This window comes from Micromonospora sp. NPDC003197 (genome assembly GCF_053590565.1).
The window spans coordinates 94,617-117,675 of the sequence record NZ_JBSFTE010000010.1 but is presented as its reverse complement, the minus strand read 5'-3'; the positions used below and the strand labels follow the sequence as shown (position 1 = coordinate 117,675).

Annotated in this window: 24 protein-coding genes; 14 read left to right on the top strand and 10 right to left on the bottom strand. The window is 68.6% G+C overall.

Annotated features, from left to right (window positions below; translation table 11 throughout):
* Positions 1 to 3: 3 nt before the first annotated feature.
* The 3 genes from ACWDV4_RS13665 to ACWDV4_RS13655 form a co-directional block, all read right to left on the bottom strand.
* Entirely contained in the window at positions 4 to 855 is an 852-nt protein-coding gene (locus ACWDV4_RS13665; RefSeq protein ID WP_449977995.1) for an ABC transporter permease, read from the bottom strand.
* Complete coding sequence (locus ACWDV4_RS13660) at positions 852 to 1,823, bottom strand: ABC transporter ATP-binding protein (RefSeq protein ID WP_449977994.1); 972 nt, start codon at positions 1,821 to 1,823, stop codon at positions 852 to 854. The genes ACWDV4_RS13665 and ACWDV4_RS13660 overlap by 4 nt, the downstream gene beginning before the upstream one ends.
* A gap of 84 nt (positions 1,824 to 1,907) precedes the next feature.
* Positions 1,908 to 2,888 carry an aldo/keto reductase gene (locus ACWDV4_RS13655; protein ID WP_449977992.1) on the bottom strand — a complete coding sequence of 327 codons (981 nt, stop codon included), beginning with the start codon at positions 2,886 to 2,888 and terminating at the stop codon, positions 1,908 to 1,910.
* 70 nt (positions 2,889 to 2,958) lie between these two features.
* On the opposite strand from ACWDV4_RS13655, the gene ACWDV4_RS13650 reads away from it, so the two are divergent.
* Positions 2,959 to 3,960 carry an ArsR/SmtB family transcription factor gene (locus tag ACWDV4_RS13650; RefSeq protein ID WP_449978221.1) on the top strand — a complete coding sequence of 334 codons (1,002 nt, stop codon included), beginning with the start codon at positions 2,959 to 2,961 and terminating at the stop codon, positions 3,958 to 3,960.
* Positions 3,961 to 3,985: 25 nt separating this feature from the next.
* On the opposite strand, the gene nhaA is transcribed toward ACWDV4_RS13650, so the two are convergent.
* A complete protein-coding gene (gene nhaA, locus ACWDV4_RS13645; protein WP_449977989.1) occupies positions 3,986 to 5,323 on the bottom strand; it encodes a Na+/H+ antiporter NhaA in 1,338 nt (445 codons plus the stop codon).
* A 290-nt stretch (positions 5,324 to 5,613) separates the two neighbouring features.
* Here nhaA and ACWDV4_RS13640 point away from each other — a divergent pair, with 290 nt between their 5' ends.
* The 4 genes from ACWDV4_RS13640 (at position 5,614) to ACWDV4_RS13625 (ending at position 10,197) form a co-directional block, all read left to right on the top strand.
* Positions 5,614 to 7,125 (top strand): polysaccharide biosynthesis tyrosine autokinase, encoded by a 1,512-nt coding sequence (locus ACWDV4_RS13640; RefSeq protein ID WP_449977987.1) that lies wholly within the window; start codon positions 5,614 to 5,616, stop codon positions 7,123 to 7,125.
* Positions 7,126 to 7,162: 37 nt separating this feature from the next.
* Positions 7,163 to 8,413 (top strand): glycosyltransferase family 4 protein, encoded by a 1,251-nt coding sequence (locus tag ACWDV4_RS13635; RefSeq protein ID WP_449977985.1) that lies wholly within the window; start codon positions 7,163 to 7,165, stop codon positions 8,411 to 8,413.
* Between the two features lie 45 nt (positions 8,414 to 8,458).
* A complete protein-coding gene (locus tag ACWDV4_RS13630; protein ID WP_449977983.1) occupies positions 8,459 to 9,430 on the top strand; it encodes a pirin family protein in 972 nt (323 codons plus the stop codon).
* An 89-nt stretch (positions 9,431 to 9,519) separates the two neighbouring features.
* Complete coding sequence (locus ACWDV4_RS13625) at positions 9,520 to 10,197, top strand: hypothetical protein (RefSeq protein ID WP_449977980.1); 678 nt, start codon at positions 9,520 to 9,522, stop codon at positions 10,195 to 10,197.
* A gap of 258 nt (positions 10,198 to 10,455) precedes the next feature.
* Here ACWDV4_RS13625 and ACWDV4_RS13620 read toward each other — a convergent pair whose 3' ends face one another.
* Positions 10,456 to 11,052 carry a DUF1345 domain-containing protein gene (locus tag ACWDV4_RS13620; protein WP_449978219.1) on the bottom strand — a complete coding sequence of 199 codons (597 nt, stop codon included), beginning with the start codon at positions 11,050 to 11,052 and terminating at the stop codon, positions 10,456 to 10,458.
* A 90-nt stretch (positions 11,053 to 11,142) separates the two neighbouring features.
* Positions 11,143 to 11,415 (bottom strand): DUF2795 domain-containing protein, encoded by a 273-nt coding sequence (locus ACWDV4_RS13615; RefSeq protein ID WP_449977978.1) that lies wholly within the window; start codon positions 11,413 to 11,415, stop codon positions 11,143 to 11,145.
* Positions 11,416 to 11,608: 193 nt separating this feature from the next.
* On the opposite strand from ACWDV4_RS13615, the gene ACWDV4_RS13610 reads away from it, so the two are divergent.
* From ACWDV4_RS13610 to ACWDV4_RS13600, 3 genes are all read left to right on the top strand, one after another.
* On the top strand, positions 11,609 to 12,013 hold the full coding sequence (locus ACWDV4_RS13610) for a DUF2267 domain-containing protein (RefSeq protein WP_449977975.1): 405 nt from the start codon (positions 11,609 to 11,611) through the stop codon (positions 12,011 to 12,013).
* 261 nt (positions 12,014 to 12,274) lie between these two features.
* A complete protein-coding gene (locus ACWDV4_RS13605) occupies positions 12,275 to 12,652 on the top strand; it encodes a hypothetical protein (protein ID WP_449977974.1) in 378 nt (125 codons plus the stop codon).
* Positions 12,633 to 14,018: a poly-gamma-glutamate hydrolase family protein gene (locus tag ACWDV4_RS13600; protein WP_449977971.1), complete on the top strand. Its 1,386-nt coding sequence runs from the start codon at positions 12,633 to 12,635 to the stop codon at positions 14,016 to 14,018. The genes ACWDV4_RS13605 and ACWDV4_RS13600 overlap by 20 nt, the downstream gene beginning before the upstream one ends.
* 155 nt (positions 14,019 to 14,173) lie before the next feature.
* Here ACWDV4_RS13600 and ACWDV4_RS13595 read toward each other — a convergent pair whose 3' ends face one another.
* Positions 14,174 to 14,521 carry a histone-like nucleoid-structuring protein Lsr2 gene (locus ACWDV4_RS13595; protein WP_449977969.1) on the bottom strand — a complete coding sequence of 116 codons (348 nt, stop codon included), beginning with the start codon at positions 14,519 to 14,521 and terminating at the stop codon, positions 14,174 to 14,176.
* Positions 14,522 to 15,241: 720 nt separating this feature from the next.
* On the bottom strand, positions 15,242 to 15,694 hold the full coding sequence (locus ACWDV4_RS13590) for a YbhB/YbcL family Raf kinase inhibitor-like protein (protein ID WP_449977966.1): 453 nt from the start codon (positions 15,692 to 15,694) through the stop codon (positions 15,242 to 15,244).
* Between the two features lie 291 nt (positions 15,695 to 15,985).
* On the opposite strand from ACWDV4_RS13590, the gene ACWDV4_RS13585 reads away from it, so the two are divergent.
* Complete coding sequence (locus ACWDV4_RS13585; protein ID WP_449977964.1) at positions 15,986 to 17,155, top strand: UDP-N-acetylglucosamine--N-acetylmuramyl-(pentapeptide) pyrophosphoryl-undecaprenol N-acetylglucosamine transferase; 1,170 nt, start codon at positions 15,986 to 15,988, stop codon at positions 17,153 to 17,155.
* Positions 17,156 to 17,304: 149 nt separating this feature from the next.
* Positions 17,305 to 17,520: a hypothetical protein gene (locus ACWDV4_RS13580; protein ID WP_449977962.1), complete on the top strand. Its 216-nt coding sequence runs from the start codon at positions 17,305 to 17,307 to the stop codon at positions 17,518 to 17,520.
* 58 nt (positions 17,521 to 17,578) lie between these two features.
* Here ACWDV4_RS13580 and ACWDV4_RS13575 read toward each other — a convergent pair whose 3' ends face one another.
* Positions 17,579 to 18,544 (bottom strand): hypothetical protein, encoded by a 966-nt coding sequence (locus tag ACWDV4_RS13575; RefSeq protein ID WP_449977960.1) that lies wholly within the window; start codon positions 18,542 to 18,544, stop codon positions 17,579 to 17,581.
* Positions 18,545 to 18,562: 18 nt separating this feature from the next.
* Between ACWDV4_RS13575 and ACWDV4_RS13570 the strand changes: the two genes are divergently transcribed.
* Positions 18,563 to 19,111 carry a sigma factor-like helix-turn-helix DNA-binding protein gene (locus ACWDV4_RS13570; protein ID WP_449977959.1) on the top strand — a complete coding sequence of 183 codons (549 nt, stop codon included), beginning with the start codon at positions 18,563 to 18,565 and terminating at the stop codon, positions 19,109 to 19,111.
* Positions 19,112 to 19,140: 29 nt separating this feature from the next.
* On the opposite strand, the gene ACWDV4_RS13565 is transcribed toward ACWDV4_RS13570, so the two are convergent.
* The gene (locus ACWDV4_RS13565) at positions 19,141 to 19,374 is read right to left on the bottom strand and encodes a hypothetical protein (protein WP_449977957.1); all 234 of its coding nucleotides are present in this window, start codon (positions 19,372 to 19,374) and stop codon (positions 19,141 to 19,143) included.
* 185 nt (positions 19,375 to 19,559) lie between these two features.
* On the opposite strand from ACWDV4_RS13565, the gene ACWDV4_RS13560 reads away from it, so the two are divergent.
* The 3 genes from ACWDV4_RS13560 to ACWDV4_RS13550 are packed head-to-tail and all read left to right on the top strand — an operon-like array spanning position 19,560 to position 23,037.
* Positions 19,560 to 20,393 carry an MIP/aquaporin family protein gene (locus ACWDV4_RS13560; protein ID WP_449977955.1) on the top strand — a complete coding sequence of 278 codons (834 nt, stop codon included), beginning with the start codon at positions 19,560 to 19,562 and terminating at the stop codon, positions 20,391 to 20,393.
* Positions 20,394 to 20,423: 30 nt separating this feature from the next.
* Entirely contained in the window at positions 20,424 to 21,941 is a 1,518-nt protein-coding gene (gene glpK / locus ACWDV4_RS13555; protein ID WP_449977953.1) for a glycerol kinase GlpK, read from the top strand.
* A gap of 49 nt (positions 21,942 to 21,990) precedes the next feature.
* Positions 21,991 to 23,037 (top strand): linear amide C-N hydrolase, encoded by a 1,047-nt coding sequence (locus ACWDV4_RS13550; protein ID WP_449977951.1) that lies wholly within the window; start codon positions 21,991 to 21,993, stop codon positions 23,035 to 23,037.
* Positions 23,038 to 23,059 lie beyond the last annotated feature (22 nt).

The window sequence follows — 23,059 nt, the reverse complement described above, 5'->3', positions numbered from 1 at the left end:
CTTTCACACCGCGCGTTGCATGGCCTTCTGCCGGCGGGCGGCGACGCTGGATCCGGACTCGCGGCGCGCCATCCGACGCAGCACGACAGGTGCCACGACCATCCCGAAGACCGCCCAGGCCCCGAGTACGCCGAGGGTCTCCAGGTGTCGCCACGACTCGCCGATCTCCGCAGCCGCCATGCCGTCTGGGAGTAGCGCGGATCGCGCACCCAACCCTAGCCAGTAGATCGGAAACACCTGTGCGATCCCCTGTAGCCACGCCGGCGTGATGGTGATCGGGTAGAAGATGCCGGAGATGGCGAAGAGGCCGATGGTCGGAAACATGATCAGGCCGGAGTTGCGCGGGCTGGAGAGCAGCGAGCCGAGGATAGCGCCGATCGGCATGGTGGCGACCAGCCCCAGTGTCAGTACCCAGGCCAGCGTCAGCCAGGTACCGACGCTGCCCAGGGCGAAGCCGTCGAACATGAACAGGCTGGGCACCAGGATCAGCGCGGTGCAGACGGCGGTGATGCCGGAGACCTGTACGACCTTGCCGACGAGGTAGCTCGTTATGCCGTGGGGGGTCGCCTTGGCGCGTAGCAGGGTGCCGTCCTCGCGTTCGGTGACGAGCGCCACCGCCGTGGTGGCCAGCCCGCCGAAGGCGATGGTTATGCCGATCGTGCCGGGCACGGATTGGGCACCGAGGGAGAAGGTGGTGCCGGGCGTCGTGATGTCGTGCAGGAAGACCAGCACTCCCAGCATGAGCACCGTGGGAAAGAAGTAGCCCCACAGATCCTGGCCGTTGGTGAAGGTCTGCCGGAGCTCGATTGCACCCCGGACCAGCCCTGTTCGCGCAGCGGAGATCATCGGGTTCACCGGGCCGCCTCCCCGAAGGCGCGTACGGCCGCGTCGCGGCGGCCAGCCTCGTGCTCGCGTACCAGGGTCATGTAGATGTCCTCCAGGCTGGAGCGGCGTACCTCAAGATCGGCGATGGCCGTGCCGTGCTGTTGGAACAGTTCACGGACGAAGGCCGTGGCGTCGGAGGTCGAGTGGACGAACCGTCCGCCGTCCTGGCTCCACCGCACCTCGGCATTGGCGGTCACTCGGCGGGACAGCGCGTCGGCCGACCCGTCGGCGATTATCGACCCACCAGCCAGGATCAGGATTCGGTCGGCCAGCTTCTCCGCCTCGTCCAGATCATGGGTGGTGAGCAGGATCGTGGTTTCCTCGATGTCGGTCAGCCGGTGCACCAGGTCGTGGAACTCGCGTCGGGCCTCGGGGTCGAAGCCGGCGGTGGGCTCGTCCAGGAAGAGCACCTCCGGGCGGCCGACGATGCCGATCGCTACGTCGAGTCGGCGTCGCTGCCCACCGGAGAGCTGACCGACCCGCTTGTCGGCATGCTCGCTGAGGCCGACCGCTTCGACGAGTTCCTTGATGTCCCAGGGGCGCGGAACCTGCGCGGTGGCATAGGCGACGTAGTGACGGCCCAGGTGTGTGAGGAGTTCGCGGACTCGCCACTTGCCGTGGTCGCGCCAGGACTGCAGGACGATGCCGAGCCGGGCCCGCCAGCGCTCGTCGCCCTGAGCCGGATCGACCCCGAGCACCGAGACCTGTCCGGCCGAGCGGATCCGGAAGCCCTCCAGGATCTCGATCGTCGTGGTCTTACCGGCTCCGTTCGGCCCCAGCAGCGCCACCACCTCGCCCCGCCGGGCGGAGAACGTGACACCGGTGAGCACGTCCGTCGTGCCGTACCGCATCCGTAGGTCGCGGACGTCGAGCACAGCGTCCCTCTCCGGTTGCTCGGTTTCCCGGGTAGGCGTGTCCGGCAGCATGCCGGTGGTCATATAGATCCCCTCGCCTGTCATGTAAGTCGGCTGATTCGTAGCATAGATGCTACATCGCAGCCTCCAGCCCTCCAGCCCTCCGGCTTACCAGGCCCACGCTTCGGGGCCAGGGCCCCCGTTGCCGACCGGCGGGAACAGCTCGTCCAGGCGGGCCAGGGTCTCGGCGGACAGGTCGAGGTCCAGCGCCGCCACGGCCAGATCCAACTGGTCGGCCGTCCGGGGACCGACGATCGGACCGGTAACCCCGGGGCGGGACAGCAGCCAGGCGAGTGCCACGGAGGTCGGTTCCGCCGACAAGTCGGCGCACAGTTCCTCGTACGCCGTCAGGGCCGCGCGGTGCGGTTCCACCCGGTCGGCGGCGTGCAGCATGCTGCGGCCAGGAACCCCCTCGCGTTGCTTGCGGATGGCGCCGGAGAGCGCGCCGAAGTGCAGTGGCGAGTACGGCAGGATTCCGATCCCGAGTTCATTTGCCGCCGGCAGCACCTCCAGTTCGACATGGCGGGTGAGCAGGTTGTACTTGCACTGCTCGGAGACCAGGCCGAGGAAGTTACGTCGATCGGCGGCGGCCTGTGCGCGGGCCAGATGCCAGCCGGCGAAGTTGGACGAGCCGACGTACCTGACCTTGCCCTGGGTGACCAGTACCTCCATCGCCTGCCAGATCTCCTCCCACGGCGTGTTCCGCTGCACGTGGTGCATCTGGTAAAGGTCGATCCAGTCGGTCCGAAGTCTGCGCAGCGAGGCCTCGCAGGCGGCAACGATGTGCCGGGCGGAGAGCCCGCCGTCGTTGGGCCAGTCGGTCATCGGTGCATAGACCTTGGTCGCCAGGACCATCCTGTCCCGCCGGCCGGTCTTCTCGCCCCAGCTGCCGATGAACTGCTCGCTCATCCCGTCGCCGCGTTCGCTGCCGTACATGTTGGCGGTGTCCACGAAGTTGATGCCCTCGTCGAACGCCCGGTCGAGGATGGCGTGGCTGGCCGCCTCGTCGATCTGCCAGGCGAAGTTCATGGTGCCGAGGCAGAGGCGGCTCACGGTCAGGCCGGTGCGGCCGAGGTAGGTGTATTCCATGGGCGTGACGGTAGGAACCGGTACCGGCTGGCCGGTAGCCGTTCGACCGTGCTCGAATGTTCGGGTGAGCATGATCGAATTTGCGCCGGCCGACCTGGTCGGGCTCAGGCTCGCGCACTCGCCGTTGGTCGAGGTGGTGACCAGCGGGTTCGTGTTGAACCGCCCACGGGAATCGTGGCTGTACGGATCCTGGTCAGGCCGGGTACGACCGCTGCTCGCCGGAGCCGGCCTGTGTACCTTCCTTGCGGTGATCTCCGGCCCGACCTGCTATGTGCCGGACTTCCTCACCCCGGTGCCGGCCACCGCTCGGCCGAGCCTGGCCGAGGAACTGCGGGTGGTGGCCGCGACCCCGCTGGATCGGGTCGCCGCCGAGGTGGCGGCGGGCTGGGCCGGTCATCCCGCGCCGCCGGAGATCCGCCGCTTCGGCACCGATCCAGCGGGTGGCCTCGCCGAGTTGGTCCGGCAGGTCCGACGGTACTTCGAGTTGGCGGTGGCCCCGGTCTGGCCCCGGTTGCGGGCAGCCGCCGAGGGCGAGATCGCACGCCGCGCGCGGTTGGCGGCCGAGCGAGGGCCACAGGCGCTCCTCGCCGACCTGCATCCGAAGCTGGACTGGGACGGCTCGGCGCTCCGGTTGGCGAACGGCAAGCCGGGGCACTGGAGCCTGGACGGTCAGCCCCTGACCCTGCTGCCGGCGGGATTCGCCGGTCCGCGGGTCTACCCCATGACCGCGGGGCCGGCGGGTCGTGCGCTCTGGTATCCACCCCGCGGATACGGCCAGCTCTGGGCACAGGCGGCACCGTCCGAGCCGTCGGCCGTACGGGCACTGTCCGAGCCCTCGGCCGCGTTGGCGGCGCTACTTGGTTCGACCCGGGCGGGGGTGCTCACCCTGCTGGCTGTGCCCGCCAGTACAGGCGAGGTCGCCACCAGTCTGAAGCTCTCCCCGGCAACCGCATCGCACCATTTGACCACGCTGCGCGACGCGGGCCTGGTGGTCGGCGAGCGCGTCGGCCGCCGGCTGCGGTACCGGCGGACCGCCCTCGGCGAGCAGCTCAGCGGGGTCGACGGGGTGTAGCCCGACGACCGGTAGTCCGAACGTTCTACCGGTCGGCTTCCGGGGCGGGGTGTTGCTGGTAGATGTCCGGCACTCCGTCACCGTCGTCGTCCCGGGTCTCCTGCTCGTGTATCCGCCGGTAGACGGCGTTGCGTCGGACCAGGACGATCGAGGCGAGCAGTGCCGAGGTCAGTGAGCCGGCCAGGACGGCGGTCTTGACGTGCTCGTCGCGTTCACTGCCCGCGCCGAACGCCAACTCGCCGATCAGCAACGAGACGGTGAAGCCGATGCCGGCCAGCAGGGCGACGCCCAGCAGGTCGGACCAGGTGATGCCCTCGTCGAGCTCGGCGTGGGTGAACCTGGACAGCAGGTAGGTGGAACCGAAGATGCCGATGCACTTGCCGAAGACCAGCCCCGCCGCGATGCCGATCACCACCGGGTCGGTGACCAGCGCCGAGAGGTCGCCACCTCGCAGGGAGACACCGGCAGCGAAGAACGCGAAGACCGGTACGGCCAGCCCGGCGGAGATCGGCCGCCATCGGTGCTCGAACCGTTCGGCCAGGCCGTGCCCGTGCCGGTCGCGCCGTAGCACCGGTACGGCGAAGCCGAGCAGGACCCCGGCGACCGTGGCGTGTACGCCGGAGGCGTGCATCAGCACCCAGGCAGCTATGCCCAGCGGGATGAGGGCCCACCACCAGGTCCGGCCGCGCTGCACCAGCAGCGTGAAGATCGCGATCGGAACCAGTGATCCGAGTAGCGGGAGCAGGCTGAGGTGGTCGGTGTAGAACAGCGCGATGATCGTGATCGCGAAGAGGTCGTCCACCACGGCCAGGGTGAGCAGGAAGGCGCGCAGCCCGCTGGGCAGGTGGGAGCTGATCACGGCGAGTACGGCGAGCGCGAAGGCGATGTCGGTGGCGGTGGGGATGGCCCAGCCACGCGGTGCGCCGGTGTCGGTGGCCAGGTTGATCCCGACATAGATCAGGGCGGGCAGGAGCATGCCCCCGAGCGCGGCGACGACCGGGAGCGCTGCTCGCCGCGGATTGCGGAGGTCTCCCGCCACGAACTCCCGTTTGAGTTCCAGGCCGACCACGAAGAAGAAGATCGCCAGTAGGCCGTCGGCGGCCCACTCGGCCAGGCTCAGGTCCAGGTGTAGCGGACTTCCGCCGGGCCACGGGACCAACTGACTCAGGTTGAGATAGGCAGCCGACCAGGGGGAGTTTGCCCAGACGAGGGCGACGACCGCGCCCAGCAGGAGTAGCCCACCGCCGACCGTCTCGGTGCGCAGGATGTCCGCGACGAGCTTGGCCTCTGGCCAGCTCGAACGCTGAAAGAGACGGTGGGTGATGCCCGGCTTCTTGCGGGCAGGCGGGCGGTTGTTCGCCACGGGCGCACCTCGGGGTCCTTGGTCCTATGGATCCTTCTTCGCCGACCAGACTTCCCGGCACACCGTTGATCATTTTAACAACAACGTCGGCCCGGCTGCTCCGCGCCCGGATATCGCCCGGTATCGGGGCTTGTTGGGGAGAACGCGACTACTCGTGGCTCCTCATCCTTTACATTCAGTTAGGCGCATCATGCGTTGAATGGGAATTTTTCGGATTCCCCACTTTTCGCAGTATCGCCACTCTTTACGTCGTTTAGCTAATCAACACCTGAGACGGGAGGTCTGACCCGATGGACCTGCATGACCACTTGCGCGTGGTGCGCCAACGATGGTGGGTCGTACTCGCGACGGTCATGGTCGCTCTCGGTGTCGCCGGGTTCCTCACCGTGCGGGCCGAACCCCAGTACACCGCCTCGGTGACGTTCTTCGTCACGACGCCGAGCCGAGGGGTGGGTGACGCGTACCAGGGCGGTCTCTTCCTCCAGCAACGAGTGAAGTCGTACGTCGACCTGCTCACCAGCGACCGACTGGCGCAGGACATCGCGGCGAACCAGGCGGTCGGGCTCACCACCGCGGAGGTGCAGTCCCGGGTCTCCGCCAATGTCCAGATGGACACCGTGCTGCTTACCGCAACGGTCACGGACACCGACAAGGCTCGGGCGTTGCGCCTGGCGGAGGCGGTGGCCACGAGCTTCGTCCCACTGGTACAGCGGATCGAGACGCCGCCCGGCGACGACAACCCACCCGTGAAGCTCGAAGTGGTCAGTGGTCCCCGGGTTGACCCCGATCCAGTCTCCCCGAAACCGACGCGTACCTTCCTGCTCGCCGGGCTGATCGGTCTGGTGCTGGGCGTTGGCCTTTCGGTACTGCGGGGTCGGGCGGACAGCACCATCCACGACGGCGAGACGCTGCACCGGGTCACCACCAGCCCCCTGCTCGGGCAGGTGCCGTTCGACCAGAGCGCCAAGCTGAGCCCGCTGATCGTGAAGAGCGCAGCCACTTCGGCTCGCGCCGAAGCCCTGCGCAAGCTGCGCACCAACCTCCGCTTCGTCGATGTGCAGGAGCCGGCCGGGGTGATCGCGGTGACCAGCGCCGTGCAGGGCGAGGGCAAGTCCACCATGGCCTGCAACCTGGCCATCGTGCTCGCCGAAGCGGGCTGGCGGGTCCTACTGATCGATGCCGACCTGCGCCGGCCGCGGGTGGCCAGCTACCTCGGCATGCCCACCGGGGTCGGACTGACCGATGTGCTGATCGGTGAGGCGGAGATCAATGACGCCGTACGTCCGTGGGGGGACCGGTCACTGCTGGTGCTGCCCGCCGGTTCCATCCCCCCGAACCCGAGTGAGCTGCTCGGCTCCAAGGGCATGGCGGACCTGCTGCTCTCGCTGCGGGACTCCGCGGACATCGTCATCATCGACACCGCGCCGCTGCTGGCGGTCACCGACGGGGTGGTGGTCGCGGTACAGGCCGACGGTGCCCTGCTCGTCACCCGGGCCGGCAAGACGTCGAGGGCGCAGGTCACGGCCGCGACACAGGCGCTCTCCTCGGTGGCTGCCCGACTACTCGGCTGCGTACTCAACATGGCGAAGGTTCCACCGTCGGAGGCATACCAGTACGAGGCGTACCGGGTGACCGGCCCGACCACACGCTCGGTCCAGGGGAGCAACCGGTCGAGTCGGTCGAGTAGCCACGCCGCACAGGGGACGGGTCTCAAGTCGGAGCCGCCCCGGGGCCAGATGGACGGGCTGCCCGCGCGGATGGTCGACGAGCCGACCCAGGAACTCACCCGGATTCCGCGATGATCCCGGCCACCGCCACCGGATGTCTGGTGGTGGCCAGATGAAGATCGGCATCCTGTCGTACCTGTTTCCGCCGGAGCCGGCGTTCATCCCGGGCAGTCTCGCCGAGGAACTCGCCGCTCGTGGACACGAGGTCCGAGTCCTGACCGGATTTCCCGACTATCCGGGTGGCCAGCTCTATCCCGGCTGGCGGCAACGGTGGAAGCACCAGACCACCAGTGAGCGACTCACCGTACGGCGGGTGCCGCGCTATCCCGGTCACGACGCGTCGGCGACCCGCATGATGGCCAGTTACCTGTCATTTGCCGGCAGTGTGGCCTTGGTGGCCCCGCGTTACCTGGCCGGGGTCGACGTGCTCTACGTCTACCATCCTCCGGCCACCACCTTCGCCGCTGCCGGGCTGCTCCGGTTGTTGCGTCAGATTCCCACCGTGCTGCACGTGCAGGAGTTGTGGCCGGAGGCCGCGACCGGGCCGGTGGAACCTGACCTCGGTACCGCCGACCGGCTGCTCTACCGCAGCCTCGCGAGTACGGTACGCCGGATCTACCAGGCGGCCAGCGGCATCGCGGTGATCGCTCCGTCCATGCGGGAGCTGGTGATGTCCCGGGGAGCGGACGAGGCGAAGGTCCAGGTGGTGCTCAACTGGACCGACGAGCGGGTCTTCCGACCCACGCCGGCGAGCCCGGCGGCCCGGAAGGCGATTGGGCACCGAGGCCGGTGCACGGTGATGCACGCCGGCAACATGGGACCGTTCCAGCGCGTCGAGACGGCAGTACGGGCAGCGGCCCAGGTCGACGGGCAGCTCGACCTGGTGTTGGTCGGCTCGGGCAGCGAGGAGCACCGGGCGCGTGAACTCACCGCCGAACTCGGTGTCGGGAACGTGCGGTTCATCGGACCGCGCCCGCCGGAGGAGATGGCGCAACTGTACGGTGCCGCCGAGTATCAGCTTGTCCTGTTGCGGGACCTACCCGCGCTGCGGGGCACCGTACCGGCGAAACTTCAGGCCGCGCTCTCGTGCGGGTCGCCCGTGGTCGTGTCCGCTGGTGGGGACACCGCCGACCTGGTGGAGCGGGCCCGGGTCGGACTGTCCTGTCCGCCAGAGGACTGGCAGGCGTTGGCCGACCGGTTCGCGTTGGCCGCGGTGATCCCGGCGGAGGCGCGGGCCGAGATGTCGCACCGGGCCCGGGAGAGCTACCTACAGCGCATGTCGATGCGGGCCGGGGTGGACCAGATCGAGCAGATGCTCGGCGAGGCCGTGGCGCGTCGGCGGGGTTGGAAATCGGCCAGATGACGGTGCCAGGAATGCTCGCCTGACGTCGCGACGTAGAGTCGGGCGATGAACGGTGGACAGCCGATGCCAGGTCAGACTCGCCTCGCTGGTGCGCCCGCACCTGAGGCCACGAGTGTCCTCTTGGCCGGCCATGACGTACCGCTGGGGCGCTACACCACCGTACGGCGGCTGCTGCCGCAACGACAGCGCCGGATGGTGGGCGCCTGGTGCTTCGTCGACCACTTCGGCCCCGACGATGTCACCGGGCGGCCGGGAATGCAGGTGCCGCCGCACCCGCACACCGGACTGCAGACCGTCACCTGGCTGCTGGATGGGGAGATCCTGCACCGGGACAGCCTCGGCAATCGCCAGCCCATCCGGCCGGGACAGCTCAACGTGATGACCTCCGGACACGGAATCGCCCACTCCGAGCAGTCCCCGCCGGAGCACCCGCCGCTGATGCACGGCCTGCAACTGTGGGTGGCGCTACCGGAGGCGACCCGGCACGGGCCGCCCGGCTTCGCCCACCATGCGAACCTTCCGGTGCTCACCGGGGCTGATCTGACTGCGACCGTCCTGGTCGGCGAGTTCGACGGCGTACGGTCGCCGGCAGTGGGGCACACGCCACTGCTTGCTGCGCAGTTCGAACTGCCGGCCGGCGGGACTGCCCGGCTGCCGTTGGATCGCGGATTCGAGCACGGTCTGCTGGTGGTGTCCGGTTCGGTCGAGGTCGATCGGGTGTCGGTCGGGCCCGGGGCGTTGCTCTATCTGACCCCCGGCCGGCGGGAGGTGTCGGTCCGGAGCAGCACGTCGACCCGCCTGGTGCTGCTCGGGGGCGAGCCGTTCGACGAGCCACTGGTGATGTGGTGGAACTTCGTCGGGCGTTCCCACGAGGAGATCGTCGAGGCGCGTGCGGACTGGATGTCGGGCCGCCGGTTCGGCACCGTCGTCGGGGACGACGACCCACCACTGCCCGCGCCGACGATGCCCGCCGTCCGGCTCAAGGCCCGGGACCGGCACGGGTACGTCCTCGGCTGACGGCGTGCACCGCCAGATCCAGCGCCCGCTGCTGGAGACGATCCCCATCGGGCGGGCGTGACCAGGCCCGTTGTGGGTAGTCGCCCCGCATGACAGGCACGGTCACGACCAACCTTGCGGAGCGAAAGCGACTGGCCCGACGCCTGGTCGGTAGCGGCCGGGGTTTCGCCGAGGTGTACGGCATTCGGGTGACCAACAATCCGGCGAGTCTCTTCCAGGTGCTCTACCTGTCCATCCTGCTGCGCCGGACCAGCGACTTCCGCCGAGCGGTCACGACCGCGCTCGCGCTGCGGGACCAGGGCTGGGACAGCCCGGCCCGACTGGCCCGGTCGCTGCCCGAGACGCGGGCCCAGGTGTTGCGGGCGGGCGGCTTCCAGCGCAACGCCGACGAGTTGGCGGACGTACTCGGTGATCTCGCCGTCGGCCTGGTCGAGCGGTACCGGGGCGATGTGCGCCGGATGCGAGTGGCAGCCGGCTACGACCGGGAGCGGGAGCGACGGTTACTCGGAGAACTCGCCGGGGTGGACGAGCAGGTTGTTGATCTCTTTTTCCGAGATGTCCAGGCGGTGTGGCGGGAGGCGGCTCCGGTGGTTGACCGGCATGCGTTGACCGCTGCCCGGCGGCTCGACCTGGCCCGGTCCGCCGCTGAACTTGTGGAGGTGGCTGGCTCCGCTGAGTCGGAGAAGCTGGCCTGGTTGGTAGGGGCGCTGGCCCGGGTCGACTTGGAGGACAGCTACGACGATTTCCGTCCACTGACCCGGGCCTGATCCCGACAGCGCCGGGTGGGATAACCCACAATTCCCGCACAATCCACCGTACGGATGAGGTCGGATCGTATGATTGGTCCGGCGCTGACGCCTGCCCGGTTCGGGCGGGCATCCGTCGCCCGGTGGGTGCGCGACCGGTTCGGACGCGACAAAGCCATCGGGGTTACGTCGGACGTGGTGACCTGGGCCGGGTCAGGCCCGGGACCCAGGCACCTCGTCCGGTGCTTCTCGGCCGTACTGCCCCGATCTGGGCCGGCCCTACCGAACCAGGCCGGCGATCAGGTTGATGGTCGCAGCGATGATCACGGCACCGAACAGGTACGACAACAGCGCGTGGCGCATCGCCGTGGTGCGCATCTCATTGCTGGTGAGGTTGGTGTCGGAGACCTGGAACGTCATGCCGACCGTGAAGGCCACGTAGGCGAAGTCGGAGTAGCGGGGCGGGATGTGCGCGTTGAAGTTGATGCCGCCATCGGGGCCCGTGTAGTAGAGCCGGGCATAGCGGGTGGTGAAGACGGTGTGCACGATCGTCCAGGAGAGCAGGACGCTCACTACCCCCAGAGCGACCTGGAACTGCTGGATGGAGCCGTGCAGGGACTGGGCGCCGGCGAGGGCGAACCCGACCGCGAGCAGGCTGGCGACGCAGGCGACCAGCAGCAGCGTGTCCCGTAGGGCGAGGCTTGGCTCCTCGCGTACCGCGAGTCGGGCGGTGCTCCGGGAATCCAGCGGCCAGATCGCCGTCCACGCCCAGACCAGGTAGACCAAAGCGGCGACGTCCCAGCCGACGAGCGGCGCGAGCTTCGCCGAGTAGAGCCCGCCGAACAACCCGCCAGCCAGCACCCCGGCGAGTGCCATCGCGGCCAACTGGACCGAAGGTGGGGTCGGATCGCGACGTGGCTTCTTCCTTCTCGTCCCAGGGCGCACCACAAGCCGTCAGGTATCCGATCAGGTCCCGCGCAGGTGCCGGGCGACCTGCTGCTGTTTGCGGTTCCGGGCCCGGGCTGCCAGATCCGCCGGAGTTACCTCCGGTGCGGGGTTGGTCCGCGCCGAGCGCACGACCTCGTTGGTGTTGTGGTAGTCGACCGGTGGCATCGCCCGCAATGCCTTCAGTACGTCCGGCGGGGCACCGGCCCGCTCGGCCTCGCGAATGATGTCCTGCTTGTCGGCGGGGAAGTCCATCGACGTGAGGTACCGCAACACCTCGGCGTTTGTCGCCATGATCGTGCTCCTCGGCGGTCGTAGTCGCTCTGTCCGACCGCTTACCCGGCCCGCACCGGGTCACGCATGGGCGGCCGGACGCGATGACGCTGTTTGTCACCGCCAACCCCGGGTACGCGGCGAATTCGCCGGACGGTGGTGATAGTTGAACCCGTCAGCCGGGCGGGTGATACGCGACGGAGTGGGGGCGGGCATGAACTACGACACCTTCATCGACCTGGTTGCGCGGCGTGCCCAGGTCTCCTCACCGCAGGCGGTCGACCTCACCCGCGCCACGCTGGAGACCCTGGAGGACCGGTTGTCCGGTGCGGAGGTGGTGGACCTCGCGGCCCAACTGCCCAAGCCGTTACAGGCGACGTTACGCAAACGTGGCGGAACCGCAGCCCGGTTCGGCGTAGACGCGTTCGTCCGCCGGATCGGTCGGGGTGCCAACGTCGACGAGGCGCTCGCGCGCAACGGGGCGCAGGCCGTCTTCACCACCTTGCGGGAGGCGGTCACCGGCGGTGAATTCGACGAGGTGATGGCCAAACTGCCGGACGACTATCAGGATCTGGCCGTGCCGTCATTGCTGCCCGGGAGCATCTCCCACCCGGCGTGAGCCGCCGCGTCGATCGGTACGGTCCCGACTTTCGTCCTCGGGTGCTGTGAACCCGGTCCGCTGCCGGCCGCCGACACCGTGATCGTGCTGGGCTTCTCGCTCCGGCGCTGCGCCTGGCGGGCGTAGCGCCGCTCCCGCGAGAACCTGGCCTTCTGGCGCTGGCTCCTTGCCTAGCGACGCGTAGGGCGGTCAACGTACCGACCGGCTGGCCCTGCTCGACGTGTTACGCGGGGTGGCCATCCTCGGCACCTCGGCACCAATATGTGGATCTTCACCGATCCCGGTGGGGAACAGCAGTCGCTAGACGACGCGACCAGCGTCTCGGCCACTGTGGGGCTATCCGATGACCTGCCCAGCGCGTTGGTGGAGGGTGCCTTCCGGTTTTTGGCCAACGGCAAGTTCCTCGCTCTGTTGACCACTCTGTTCGGCGTGGGACTGGCGATCCAGTACCGCTCCGCCCAGGCCCGTGGCCGATCCTGGCCGCGAAGCTACCTGTGGCGACCGGTGTTTCTCCTTGTCGAGGGCAGCCTGCACTTTCTGCTGGTCTTCGCCTACGACGTGCTGATGGGCTACGCGGTCACCGCGATCCTGGTCGCCGTGCTGCTGGCCCAGTCCGTCCGTGCTGGCGCTCCGCCTTGAGCCGATCATCACCTTCGCTCTCCTGCTCTTCCTGTTTCTACTCGGCGTGCACCTGTTCCGCGCCGGTGCCTTCAGCGCCGACGAGCGGGGCCGGGCGCTGCGGCGTCGGCTGCTCTGGTTCGGACTGGGTATCGGTCTGTCGGTCAACCTGGCCAGCACCCTGGTCGGACCCGAACTGTTCCTGCTGGACCGGTACGTCTTCGCGCCGATGGTGGCGCTCGGCTATCTCGGGCTGGTCGGCTGGATCGTCGACCAGGTCCGGGAAACTGGTCCGATCAGCACCGGCCTGGCTTCGCTCGGTCGTACCGCGCTTTCCGGATACGTGTTGCAGAACGTGCTCTGCGTCGTCGTCTGCTACGGCTGGGGGCTCGGGCTGGCCAGCACCCTGGACGAGGCCCGGCCGTGGTGGGTGCTGGCCATCTGGCCGACGAACGGACCTGACGATTGTGATGGCCGAGCCGACGCCACTGGTGATCTAGGCTGGCGTCGGCAGTCATCACTATCTGAGAGGGACGTTGCGATGGCAGGCAGGCCACGAAGGACAGTGCTCGCGATGTTCGCCGGTGCGGCGGCCAGCGGGCCGTATCTGCTGCTGGGGGACGCTGACATCGCAGTGGCCGCGGCGAGCACCGCCGCAGACGTCTACCCGTCCAACACCGCCCTGTACGCCGACCACAGCCTCGTACCGGGCACCGACTACGCCCGTCGGCACCGACGGCATGAGGTGCTCGACGACGACCTGGCCCAGAATCCGGTCTTCCCGCAGACCACGATTCTTGCCCCGCACGGCGGCGGGATCGAGGTGGGTACCTCAGAACTGTGCCTCGCGGTCGCCGGATACCACCCGGCCGACCTTCAGGTCACCCCGGCCGGTGGGCGGACCTACGACTACTGGATGTTCGAAGGACTGCGCAGCTCGAACAACGACGAGCTGCATGTCACCTCGACCCGGTGCGACGACCCCGTCGCCCGGTCGTTGTGTGCCGGTGCCCGGCAGACCGTGGCACTGCACGGCTGCACACCGGCCCAGGCCGGGCTGCCGGCCGGCACCGAGGCCGTTCTGGTCGGTGGGCTGGATCTCGGGCTGAAGGCCCTACTGATCGAGGAGTACGGCAGTGCCGGTATCCAGGCAATCGACGCCGTTGACCATGAGTCACTCAACGGCAACCACCCGGACAACATCGCCAATCGCACGCTCCGGGGCAAGGGCGCGCAACTGGAGCTGACCACTCCGATGCGTACGGCGATGTTCGGGACCAACACCCGAGCGCAGCGTAGGCATACCACCCGGCCGGCGTTCTGGAGCTTCGTCACCGCGACCCGGACGGCTATCGCCCGCCATGAGGCAACCCAGCTGATGCGGTAGGTGCCGACCCACAGTGGACGGTCTACCGGGCCTGTCTTGACGTTGCGGTGGGTGTTGTCGTGCCGGCTGTAGATACAGACGACCCCCGCCGGGCCGGAAAGGTCAGCGGGGGTAGCTCAGCTACACGGCCGTTATGGGGAGGAAGGGCACGCGGGCTAGCGCTCGTTGTAGGCCTTTACGACCGAGGCCGGGATACGGCCGCGCTCGGAAACCTCGTAGCCGCTCTTGATGGCCCATTCCCGGATGGCCTTGTTCTGGTCACGGTTGGTCCGGGTCGGTGCGGCGGCACCGGATCGACGGCCGGCGCGTCGGCTGTCGAGCCCGCCCCGGCCAATGCGGGTGCCGGCGGCGAGGTACGGGTCCAACGCCTTGCGGAGTTTGCCCGCGTTCTTTTCCGACAGATCAATGGTGTAGCTGACGCCATCGAGGCCAAACTCCACGGTGCGGTCGGCGTCGCCGCCTTCCAGGTCATCAGTCAGAACAGTGATTACTTTCCTTGCCATAGCTGGTCACTCCTTGTGAACATCAGTATCGTGGGTCGAGTTTGACGCATCAGGGTGGAATTCTGCAAGCCGTTCGGCCAGTCGCGCCGGTTCGGGTCGTCGGCGTGGCACGTTCTTTTACCAAAACTCGTCTGAGTCGTTACCCGACACGCCTTTGAACCGTGCGGTTATGGTCACTAACCAGGGCTTGTGGTGCTCCTCGCGCTCGACTCGGATCGGTGCGTGCGGGGGATTCACCGGAAGTCACTGGACGGAATATAAGTCGCCACAGACGCGTCGCGAAGCGACGCGGCCGGGGCGGAAGCTGTTTGTCGAATGATTTGACAGAACAGCGGTCGGCTATGAGGCCGCCTCGGTCCGCCCGTCGCCCCAGCGGGCGGTACGAGGTAATAGCCCACGCGAACAGGCGAGATCATCCGTGATCGGTGCGGCGAGCAGCCGCCAGCGGCCGGGCGGGCGGCTCAGGCGGGCCGGCTTGACCCTGCGAGATGTCGATCAGGTTGTCGTCGGGGCCGGTCGACCGCATCAGGCGGTGCCGCCTGAGAACGGTGGGGATGTGAAGTCCGGGCAAGGATCGCGGATTGCCGACGTCGATCGAGGCCGGTACGCCGCTCCAGGTACGGGCAAGGGCAGGATTGCGGGTCGCCGGGTGGTCAGATGGCGGTGCGGGGCCCGGCCGCCGGCTCCGCCGGATCCGGCGGAGCCCCGTTCGTGACCGGCTCAGCGGGCGAAGGTTCCCACCATATTGCCGCTGTTGAGGTCATGACCTGCGATTGCGTCCTGGATGTCGGAGACCTGCGGTGCGGCGGGTAGGGCCAGTGGTTGGTCCACCGCGTAGAGCCGGAAGAAGTAACGGTGTGGATCGTCGTTGATGGGCGGGTGCGGGCCACCCCAGCCGGTGTTGCCGAAGCCGTTGATCCATTCTTGTCCGCCGGGCGGTATCTGGCCCTCGGCCATTCCGGTGGAACGCGGGTCGATACCGGTGACCAGCCAGTGCAGAAACGGGACCCGGCCGGCGTCACGGTCCTCCACGAGAAGGACGAGCTCGTTTGCTGACTCGGGCACGTTGCCCCATTCCAGCGGCGGGGAGACGTTTCCCCCGTCCTGGGAGAACCGCTGCGGCATCAGATCGTGGTCATTGAACGCGGAACTGCGAATCGGTATGCCAGCCATGGTGACTCCTTCCCCCACGTCGCCCTTCGTGTGGTCGGGCCGACTCGGCGTACCAGCGCGTACCCGGGGCGGTGGGGGCGAAACAATCAGTGCTCCGGGTAAGGGGGCGTCCACGCCCTATGCGGGGGCGGCGACGAGGGCTGAGCAGCCGGTGATCGGGGCAGCTAGGGCGGCCTACGGCAAACCGGTCACCGGTGACGTGTCATGGCGAAACCGACGCCGTATTCGGCCGCCACTAGACTCGCCCCGGCCAGGGTGCAAGGTTTCCGTGAGCGACCTGACAGGGAAGACATGACTATCTATAGCGCAGAGCGTCTCCACCGAATCCGGGTCATCGTGACCGGCGGAGGGACCGGTGGGCACACGTACCCGGCGCTGACCACCATCCGTACGCTGCGGGCTCGGCTTGCCGAGGCCGGCACGGAGCCGGAGTTGCTCTGGGTCGGGGTCTCCCACGGGCTGGAGGCCAAGATCGCCCGGCAGGAGAACGTGCCGTTCAAGGCGATCACCACGGGCAAGTTGCGTCGCTCACCGAACCTGCGCGAGTTGGGCCGCAACCTCGCGGACATGTTCCGCATTCCGCTCGGGGTCGTGCAGGCCATCATGACCGTGATCCGTACCAAGCCCGCCGTGGTCTTCTCCACCGGCGGATACGTCTGCGTCCCGATCGGAGTCGCCGCCTGGCTGACCCGCCGTCCCCTGGTCATGCACGAACAGATCCTCACCCTCGGTCTGGCCAACCGGATCCTGGCCCAGCTGGCCACCCGGATCCTGCTCAGCCACGAGTCGTCGGTGGAGCATCTGCCGGCCCGGGCGAGGAGTCGGGCGGTGGTGACCGGTAATCCGGTCCGGCCCGAGGTGTTGGCCGGAAACCGGGCGGCGGCACTGACGGCGTTTGGCCTGGACCCGGAACTGCCGTTGGTGTTCGTCACCGGCGGTGCCCAGGGTGCCCTCCAGGTCAACAAGCTGGTGGCCGCCATCCTGCCGGACATCCTGCCCGGTTGTCAGGTGTTGCATCAGTGCGGGGACTACTCGTTCGCGCAGATGCGGGAGGTCGCCGCCGGTCTTCCCGACTATCTGCGCAACCGCTATCGGGTGGTCGACTACGTGCACGGCGAGCTGCCCGACGTGCTCGCCGCCGCCGACATCGTCGTCGCCCGCAGCGGTGCCGGTACGGTGGCGGAACTGACCGCGCTGGGCAAGGCGTGCATCTTCATTCCGCTGATCCCGACCGGCGGCGACGAGCAGCGGCGCACCGCCCGACACCTCGCCGACGCCGGGGCGGCCCGCATGCTGGCCGGACCGGACGCCACCCCGGACCGGCTCCGCGACGAGGTGATCGCGCTGCTCAAGGATCCCCGGCAGCGGCAGTGGCTGGCCGACAACGCTCGGCAGCACGGTAGGCCGGATGCGGCGACCGCCGTGGCCCGACAGCTCATCGACGCCGCTCGCCAGGGCTGACGGGACCAGATCGGCCGGGGTCGGGCCCGGGTTTCCGGCCCAGCCCGCTCCGGCCCGGTACGCCGTGGCATGATCTTCCGTGACGTTGGTGCAGGGCATCTCCCCGGTGCCAACCCTCCTTCTGGCGTCCTCGAGTGCAGGAGAACCCGATGTCGGACCCCGGCGTTCCAGACAACACAGAAGACCTTCCCGTAGGCGAGTCCGACGACGTCGAAGTTGCCGCCGAGTTCCAGAACCGGGCCGCGCGGCGGGCCCGAGGCAAGGGCGGCGCCCAGGCGCAGACCACCGGCAAGGGCAAGCATCTCGGTGGTGGCCGGGGATCGGTCCAGGGGCCACGCCAGTGGGGCAACCGCCGCAGCGGCTGACCCCACCGGCCGTCGGGGCGGGTAGTCGATGTAACCAGCCGCCCCGGCCGGTAGTGGATCAGGCGGGGTGTTCCGGACCCCGATAACTTCCTCTTCGGGCAGATCGTCGGCGGTAGTGTTGCCAGCTTCCCAGCAGTAACATCACCACCAGCGCCAGCAGGAAGCACTGTCCGAAGGGCCAGGCCACCGCGAGCAGTCGTCGTAGCATGCCTTCCGGCCACGATGCCGACGGTCCACCGAAGCTGTTGAGCAGCTGGGCCGGCACGTCGACGAAGAGCACGTTGCCCGGCAGGTCGACCAGGCGCTGTCGGCTGCCGTCCGACCGGAACTCCAGCAGCTCAACCCCGCCCACGGTCCACCAGTCGGTCTCAGCCCAGTGCTTGTCGTCCGATTCCTTTACCACGCCCTTCCCCGGCTGGTAGACGGCGACCACCGCGTCGCCGTCGTCCTGCCAGCCGAGCATCCGGGCGGCCAGCCCCCGGGCGGATGGCAGCGTGGGCCCGGCCGCCAGGGTGCCGGACTGTACGTCCAGGTAGCTGATCCGCCACGACCGCCGGCGGAGGTCCGAACCGTCGCACGTCGTTCCATCCTCACAGGTGTCCGCTGTGTAGGTGGCGATTCTGGTCCCGTCCGGAAGCCAGGCCCCCGGCCCGGCCAGCCGGTCTGCGGGCGAGAGAGGGGCGAGTTTGCGGACTGGTGCCTGGTTCAGTTCGACGATGTGGATGGCGTCCTGGGTCGCCACCGCGACCTGTGCGCCGTCCGGGGAGAACGCTACGAAGTTTCCGGGCCGGTAGCTGCCGCGGATCTTCGGCAACTCCCGCACTGTCCCGGTGACCAGATCGAGCAATCGGAGCTGTAGTTGCCGCACCTCGGGGTCGGGCAAGAGGGAGGGCGTCGGGAGGATCAGCAACGATCTGCCGTCCGGAGACCAGGCGATCGGCGTATCGCCGTCGTACTCGGTCACCTTTCCGGTGGTCAGGTCGACGACCGCGGTACGGCCGCTGCCGTCCGTCGTCCCTTCCAACCCTGGACCGCTCGCCAAATGTCGCCCGTCTGGGGACAGCAGCAGGCCGCCGGCCATTCCGGCGGTGGTCTCACCTGCCGTATGGACGAGTCGGTAGCCGCCATCGCGACCGATGACGAGACTGCGACCCTCCCACCCCCAGACATCGCTGCCGCGCATCTCCTCGTCACCGCTGACCAGGATGGCAGCCGGGCCGGGCGGATTCTCGACGATGGTGTCCTCACCAGTCAGTGGCGGATAGACGGTGGACGGCACCACGGGCCGGGCGGGGCGGGCGGGCGAGAAGTCGTCCGGGGACGCCCGATCCAGCACGAGTGGCATGCCGGTCAGCGCGCCGACCATCGCTACCACGGCGACGACCGTGAGTGCGGTGGTGATTCGTCGCCGCCGTCGGGCCCGCAGCGGGCGGCCCTGATCCTGCGATATTTCGAGGACTACACCGAGGCGCAGACCGCCGAGATTCTCCACTGCCGGGTCGGCACGGTGAAGAGCCAGGTCCGGGACGGGCTCGCCCGGCTACGCACCCTCGCGCCGGAACTCGCGGACCTGATGGAGGTACGACCGTGACGGACCGACCCCTACGTCCGCCGGGTGCTCTACCACCAACACGTGTCGTGGTGGCGACGAGCCAGCCGGCGGCCCGAGGCTCCACTCTCCGGCGCTGACCGACCGGTGCCGGACGATGCCGAGCAGGTGACCGTCATGCTCTCGGTGCAGCAGGCCCTGGCCAAGCTCGGCCCGCGATCGTTGGTCAGCAGATAGGCGATTCGGGACAGGGCCGCGGTACGCGCCCGCACGTACGCCTCGAACGACTGCCGGTCGGCATCCACATGCCACCTCCTCCGCCAGCTAACACGCTCCGATCCGATCGTCTGGAGGGGACCGAGCGCGGCGTCCAGGGCAGGGCGACAACAAGTCGTTGACTGTCGATGTCTTCTTCTCTACCGTTGCCCCGAAACGTAACTCGCATGGCATTAGGGGTTTACCTGGCGTAGTACGAGCACCAGGAGGAAACATGACGCAACGTGTGAAAGTCCCAGGCATCCTCGGCGAACTGGCCGCCGAGTTCGCGGGCACCATGATCCTGATCCTCTTTGGGGTGGGGGTAGTCGCCCAGGTGGCCGCAGGTGGCATCGGTGACCACGACAGCATCGCCTGGGCCTGGGGACTGGGTGTCACGCTCGGGGTCTACGTCGCCGGCCGGATCAGCGGGGCACACCTCAACCCGGCGGTCACCCTGGCGCTCGCCGTCTTCAAAGGCTTCTCATGGCGCAAGGTGCTGCCGTACACCCTCGCCCAGACCCTCGGCGCCTTTATTGCCGCGCTCCTGGTTCGGTGGAACTACAGCGAGGTGCTGGCCAGGGTGGACCCGGGCCACACCATCAAGACCCAGGGCGTCTTCTCCACCCTGCCCGGCAACGGCGAGCTGCCGGTCGGTCAGTGGGGCGGCCTGCGGGACCAGATCATCGGTACCGCCATTCTGCTCTTCGTCATCCTGGCCCTCACCGACCTGCGTAACTCGCCGCCGGCGGCCAACCTCACCCCGGTGGTCATCGGCCTGCTCGTGGTGGGAATCGGCATGGCCTGGGGCACCAACGCCGGCTACGCCATCAACCCGGCCCGAGACTTCGGCCCCCGACTGGCGTCCTTCCTCACCGGGTACGAAACAGCCTTCTCCGACCAGTATGGTGATCTCTACTTCTGGGTGCCCATCGTCGGGCCACTGGTCGGTGGTCTGATCGGTGCCGCGCTCTACCAGTTGCTCATCGGCCGGTTCCTGCCCACCGACGAGCCACTCGAACCGGGCCGCCTACCTACCCCGGCCGAGACCGAACCGGTCAAGGCCTGACGCCGTTCCCCGTCGAGAAGAGGAGTTCCGATGGCCGACTTCGTTGGTGCGGTGGACCAGGGCACCACGAGCACGCGCTTCATGATCTTCGACCACGGCGGTAAGGAGGTCGGCCGCCACCAACTCGAACACGAGCAGATCCTGCCCCGGGCCGGTTGGGTCGAGCACAACCCGGTGGAGATCTGGGAACGGACCACGTCGGTCATCCGTACCGCGATGAACCGGCACGGCCTGGCCGCCAGCGACCTGGCCGCCCTGGGCATCACCAACCAGCGGGAAACCACGGTGGTCTGGGACCGGCGCACCGGGCGGCCCTACTACAACGCCATCGTCTGGCAGGACACCCGGACCGATCAGATCGCCGCCGCACTGGACCGGGACGGGCGCGGTGACGTGATCCGGCGTAAGGCCGGCCTGCCGCCCGCCACCTACTTCTCCGGCGGCAAGATCCAGTGGATCCTGGAGAACGTCGACGGGGTACGGGCGGCGGCCGAACGCGGCGACGCCATCTTCGGTAACACCGACAGTTGGCTGATGTGGAACCTCACCGGCGGAGTCGACGGCGGAGTGCACGTCACCGACGTCACCAACGCCAGCCGTACCATGCTGATGGACCTGGAGACCCTCGACTGGGACGACGAGCTGCTCTCCTTCTTCGGCATCCCCCGGGCGATGCTGCCGCAGATTCGCCCCTCGTCCGATGCCGGCCGCTACGGCGACACCCTGGCCAGCGGCCCGCTCGGTGGGTCGGTGCCGCTCACCGCCATCCTCGGCGACCAGCAGGCGGCCACCGTCGGCCAGGTCTGCTTCGCCCCGGGCGAGGCGAAGAACACCTACGGCACCGGCAACTTCATGCTGCTCAACACCGGCACCGACATCGTCCGGTCCCGGTCCGGACTGCTGACCACCGTCTGCTACCAGTTCGGCGACCAACCCGCCGTGTACGCCCTCGAAGGCTCCATCGCGGTCACCGGCTCGGCCGTGCAGTGGCTACGGGACCAGCTCGGCATCATCAGCGGTGCGGCCCAGAGCGAGGCGTTGGCCGCCCAGGTCGAGGACAACGGCGGGGTCTACTTCGTACCGGCCTTCTCCGGGCTGTTCGCCCCGTACTGGCGCTCCGACGCCCGAGGCGCCATCGTCGGGCTCTCCCGCTACAACACCAACGCCCACCTGGCCCGCGCCACCCTGGAATCGATCTGCTACCAGACCCGAGATGTCACCGAGGCGATGGCCGAGGACTCCGGAGTCACCCTGGACGTGCTCAAGGTAGACGGTGGAGTGACCGCCAACCGGCTCTGCATGCAGTTGCAGGCCGACATCCTCGGCGTGCCGGTGAGCCGGCCGGTGGTGGCCGAGACCACGGCGCTCGGGGCGGCGTACGCCGCCGGCCTGGCGGTCGGCTTCTGGAAGTCCACCGACGAGCTGCGGCAGAACTGGAACGAGCAGGAGCGTTGGCAGCCGACCTGGTCGCCGGAGCGCCGCGCCGACGGCTACGCCAAGTGGAAGAAGGCGGTGCAGCGGACCCTGGACTGGGTGGAGGTGGACTGAGCCGAAACGTCGCTCCCGGTTCGCCGGAACCTCCGGCACACTCGACGACATGAGAGCTACGACGGTCGGATCGGCACCTACCACCGGATCCCGGAACATCCGTGCAACGATCGCCCTGGCCCTGACCCTGGTCGTGGCCGGGTGCGCCGGAGCCCCGACAGCGGACCAGCGCGACGCCAACTCCGAGAGTGTCGTGTCGGCCTCCCGGCAGTCCGCCGCCGAGGCCGAGCAGACCCTGGCCAGCCTGCGCCGCGTCGACGATCTACCGCTGTATGCGATGACCTACGCCGGGGACTACGACGCGTTGGTCGACCTGGCCGCGTCGCCGACCCCGTCCCCGTTCGGCTGCTCGCTCTTCATGGCTTCCGGCGACCCGGCCCGGCCACTGTACGGACGGAACTTCGACTGGGACCCCAATCCCGGGCTGGTCCTGCAGACCGATCCGCCGGACGGCTATGCGTCCATTTCCCTCGTGGACATGGGTTACCTGGGGATCAACGCGGATCCGAGCGGTGATCGACGGCTGCTCAACGCGCCGCTGCTGCCGTTCGACGGAATGAACGAGCGCGGCCTGGTGGTGGGACTGGCGGCGGACGACTCCGGCAGTCTCACCCCGGACCCGGCCAAGCCCACCGTCGGCAGCGTACGAATCCTGCGGCTGGTGCTCGACCAGGCCGCGACGGTCGACGAGGCGGTAGCGGTCATCGACCGCTACAACCTGGACTTCGACGGTGGCCCGCCGCTGCACTACCTGATCGCCGACGCGTCCGGCGCGTCCGCCGTGGTGGAGTTCGTCGACGGACGGATGCGGGTGCTGCCGGGCGGCCCGCCGTGGCAGGTGTTGACCAACATCCGGCTGGCCGACGCCTCGGAGGCGGCCCGACAGCGGGACCGTCGTTACGCCACGGCGGCAGCACACCTGACCAGAGCCAATGGGGTGGTCGACTGGCAGGGTGCCATGGAGATCCTTCAGGCGGTGGCGCAGTCACACACCCGCTGGTCGGTCACGTACGAGCCGCGTACCGGTGCGGTGCATGTGGTGACCGGTCAGCGGTGGAGTACGGTGCACGACTTCAACCTACGGATGGCCGGCTGACCACCCGTAGGACCTTCACGGC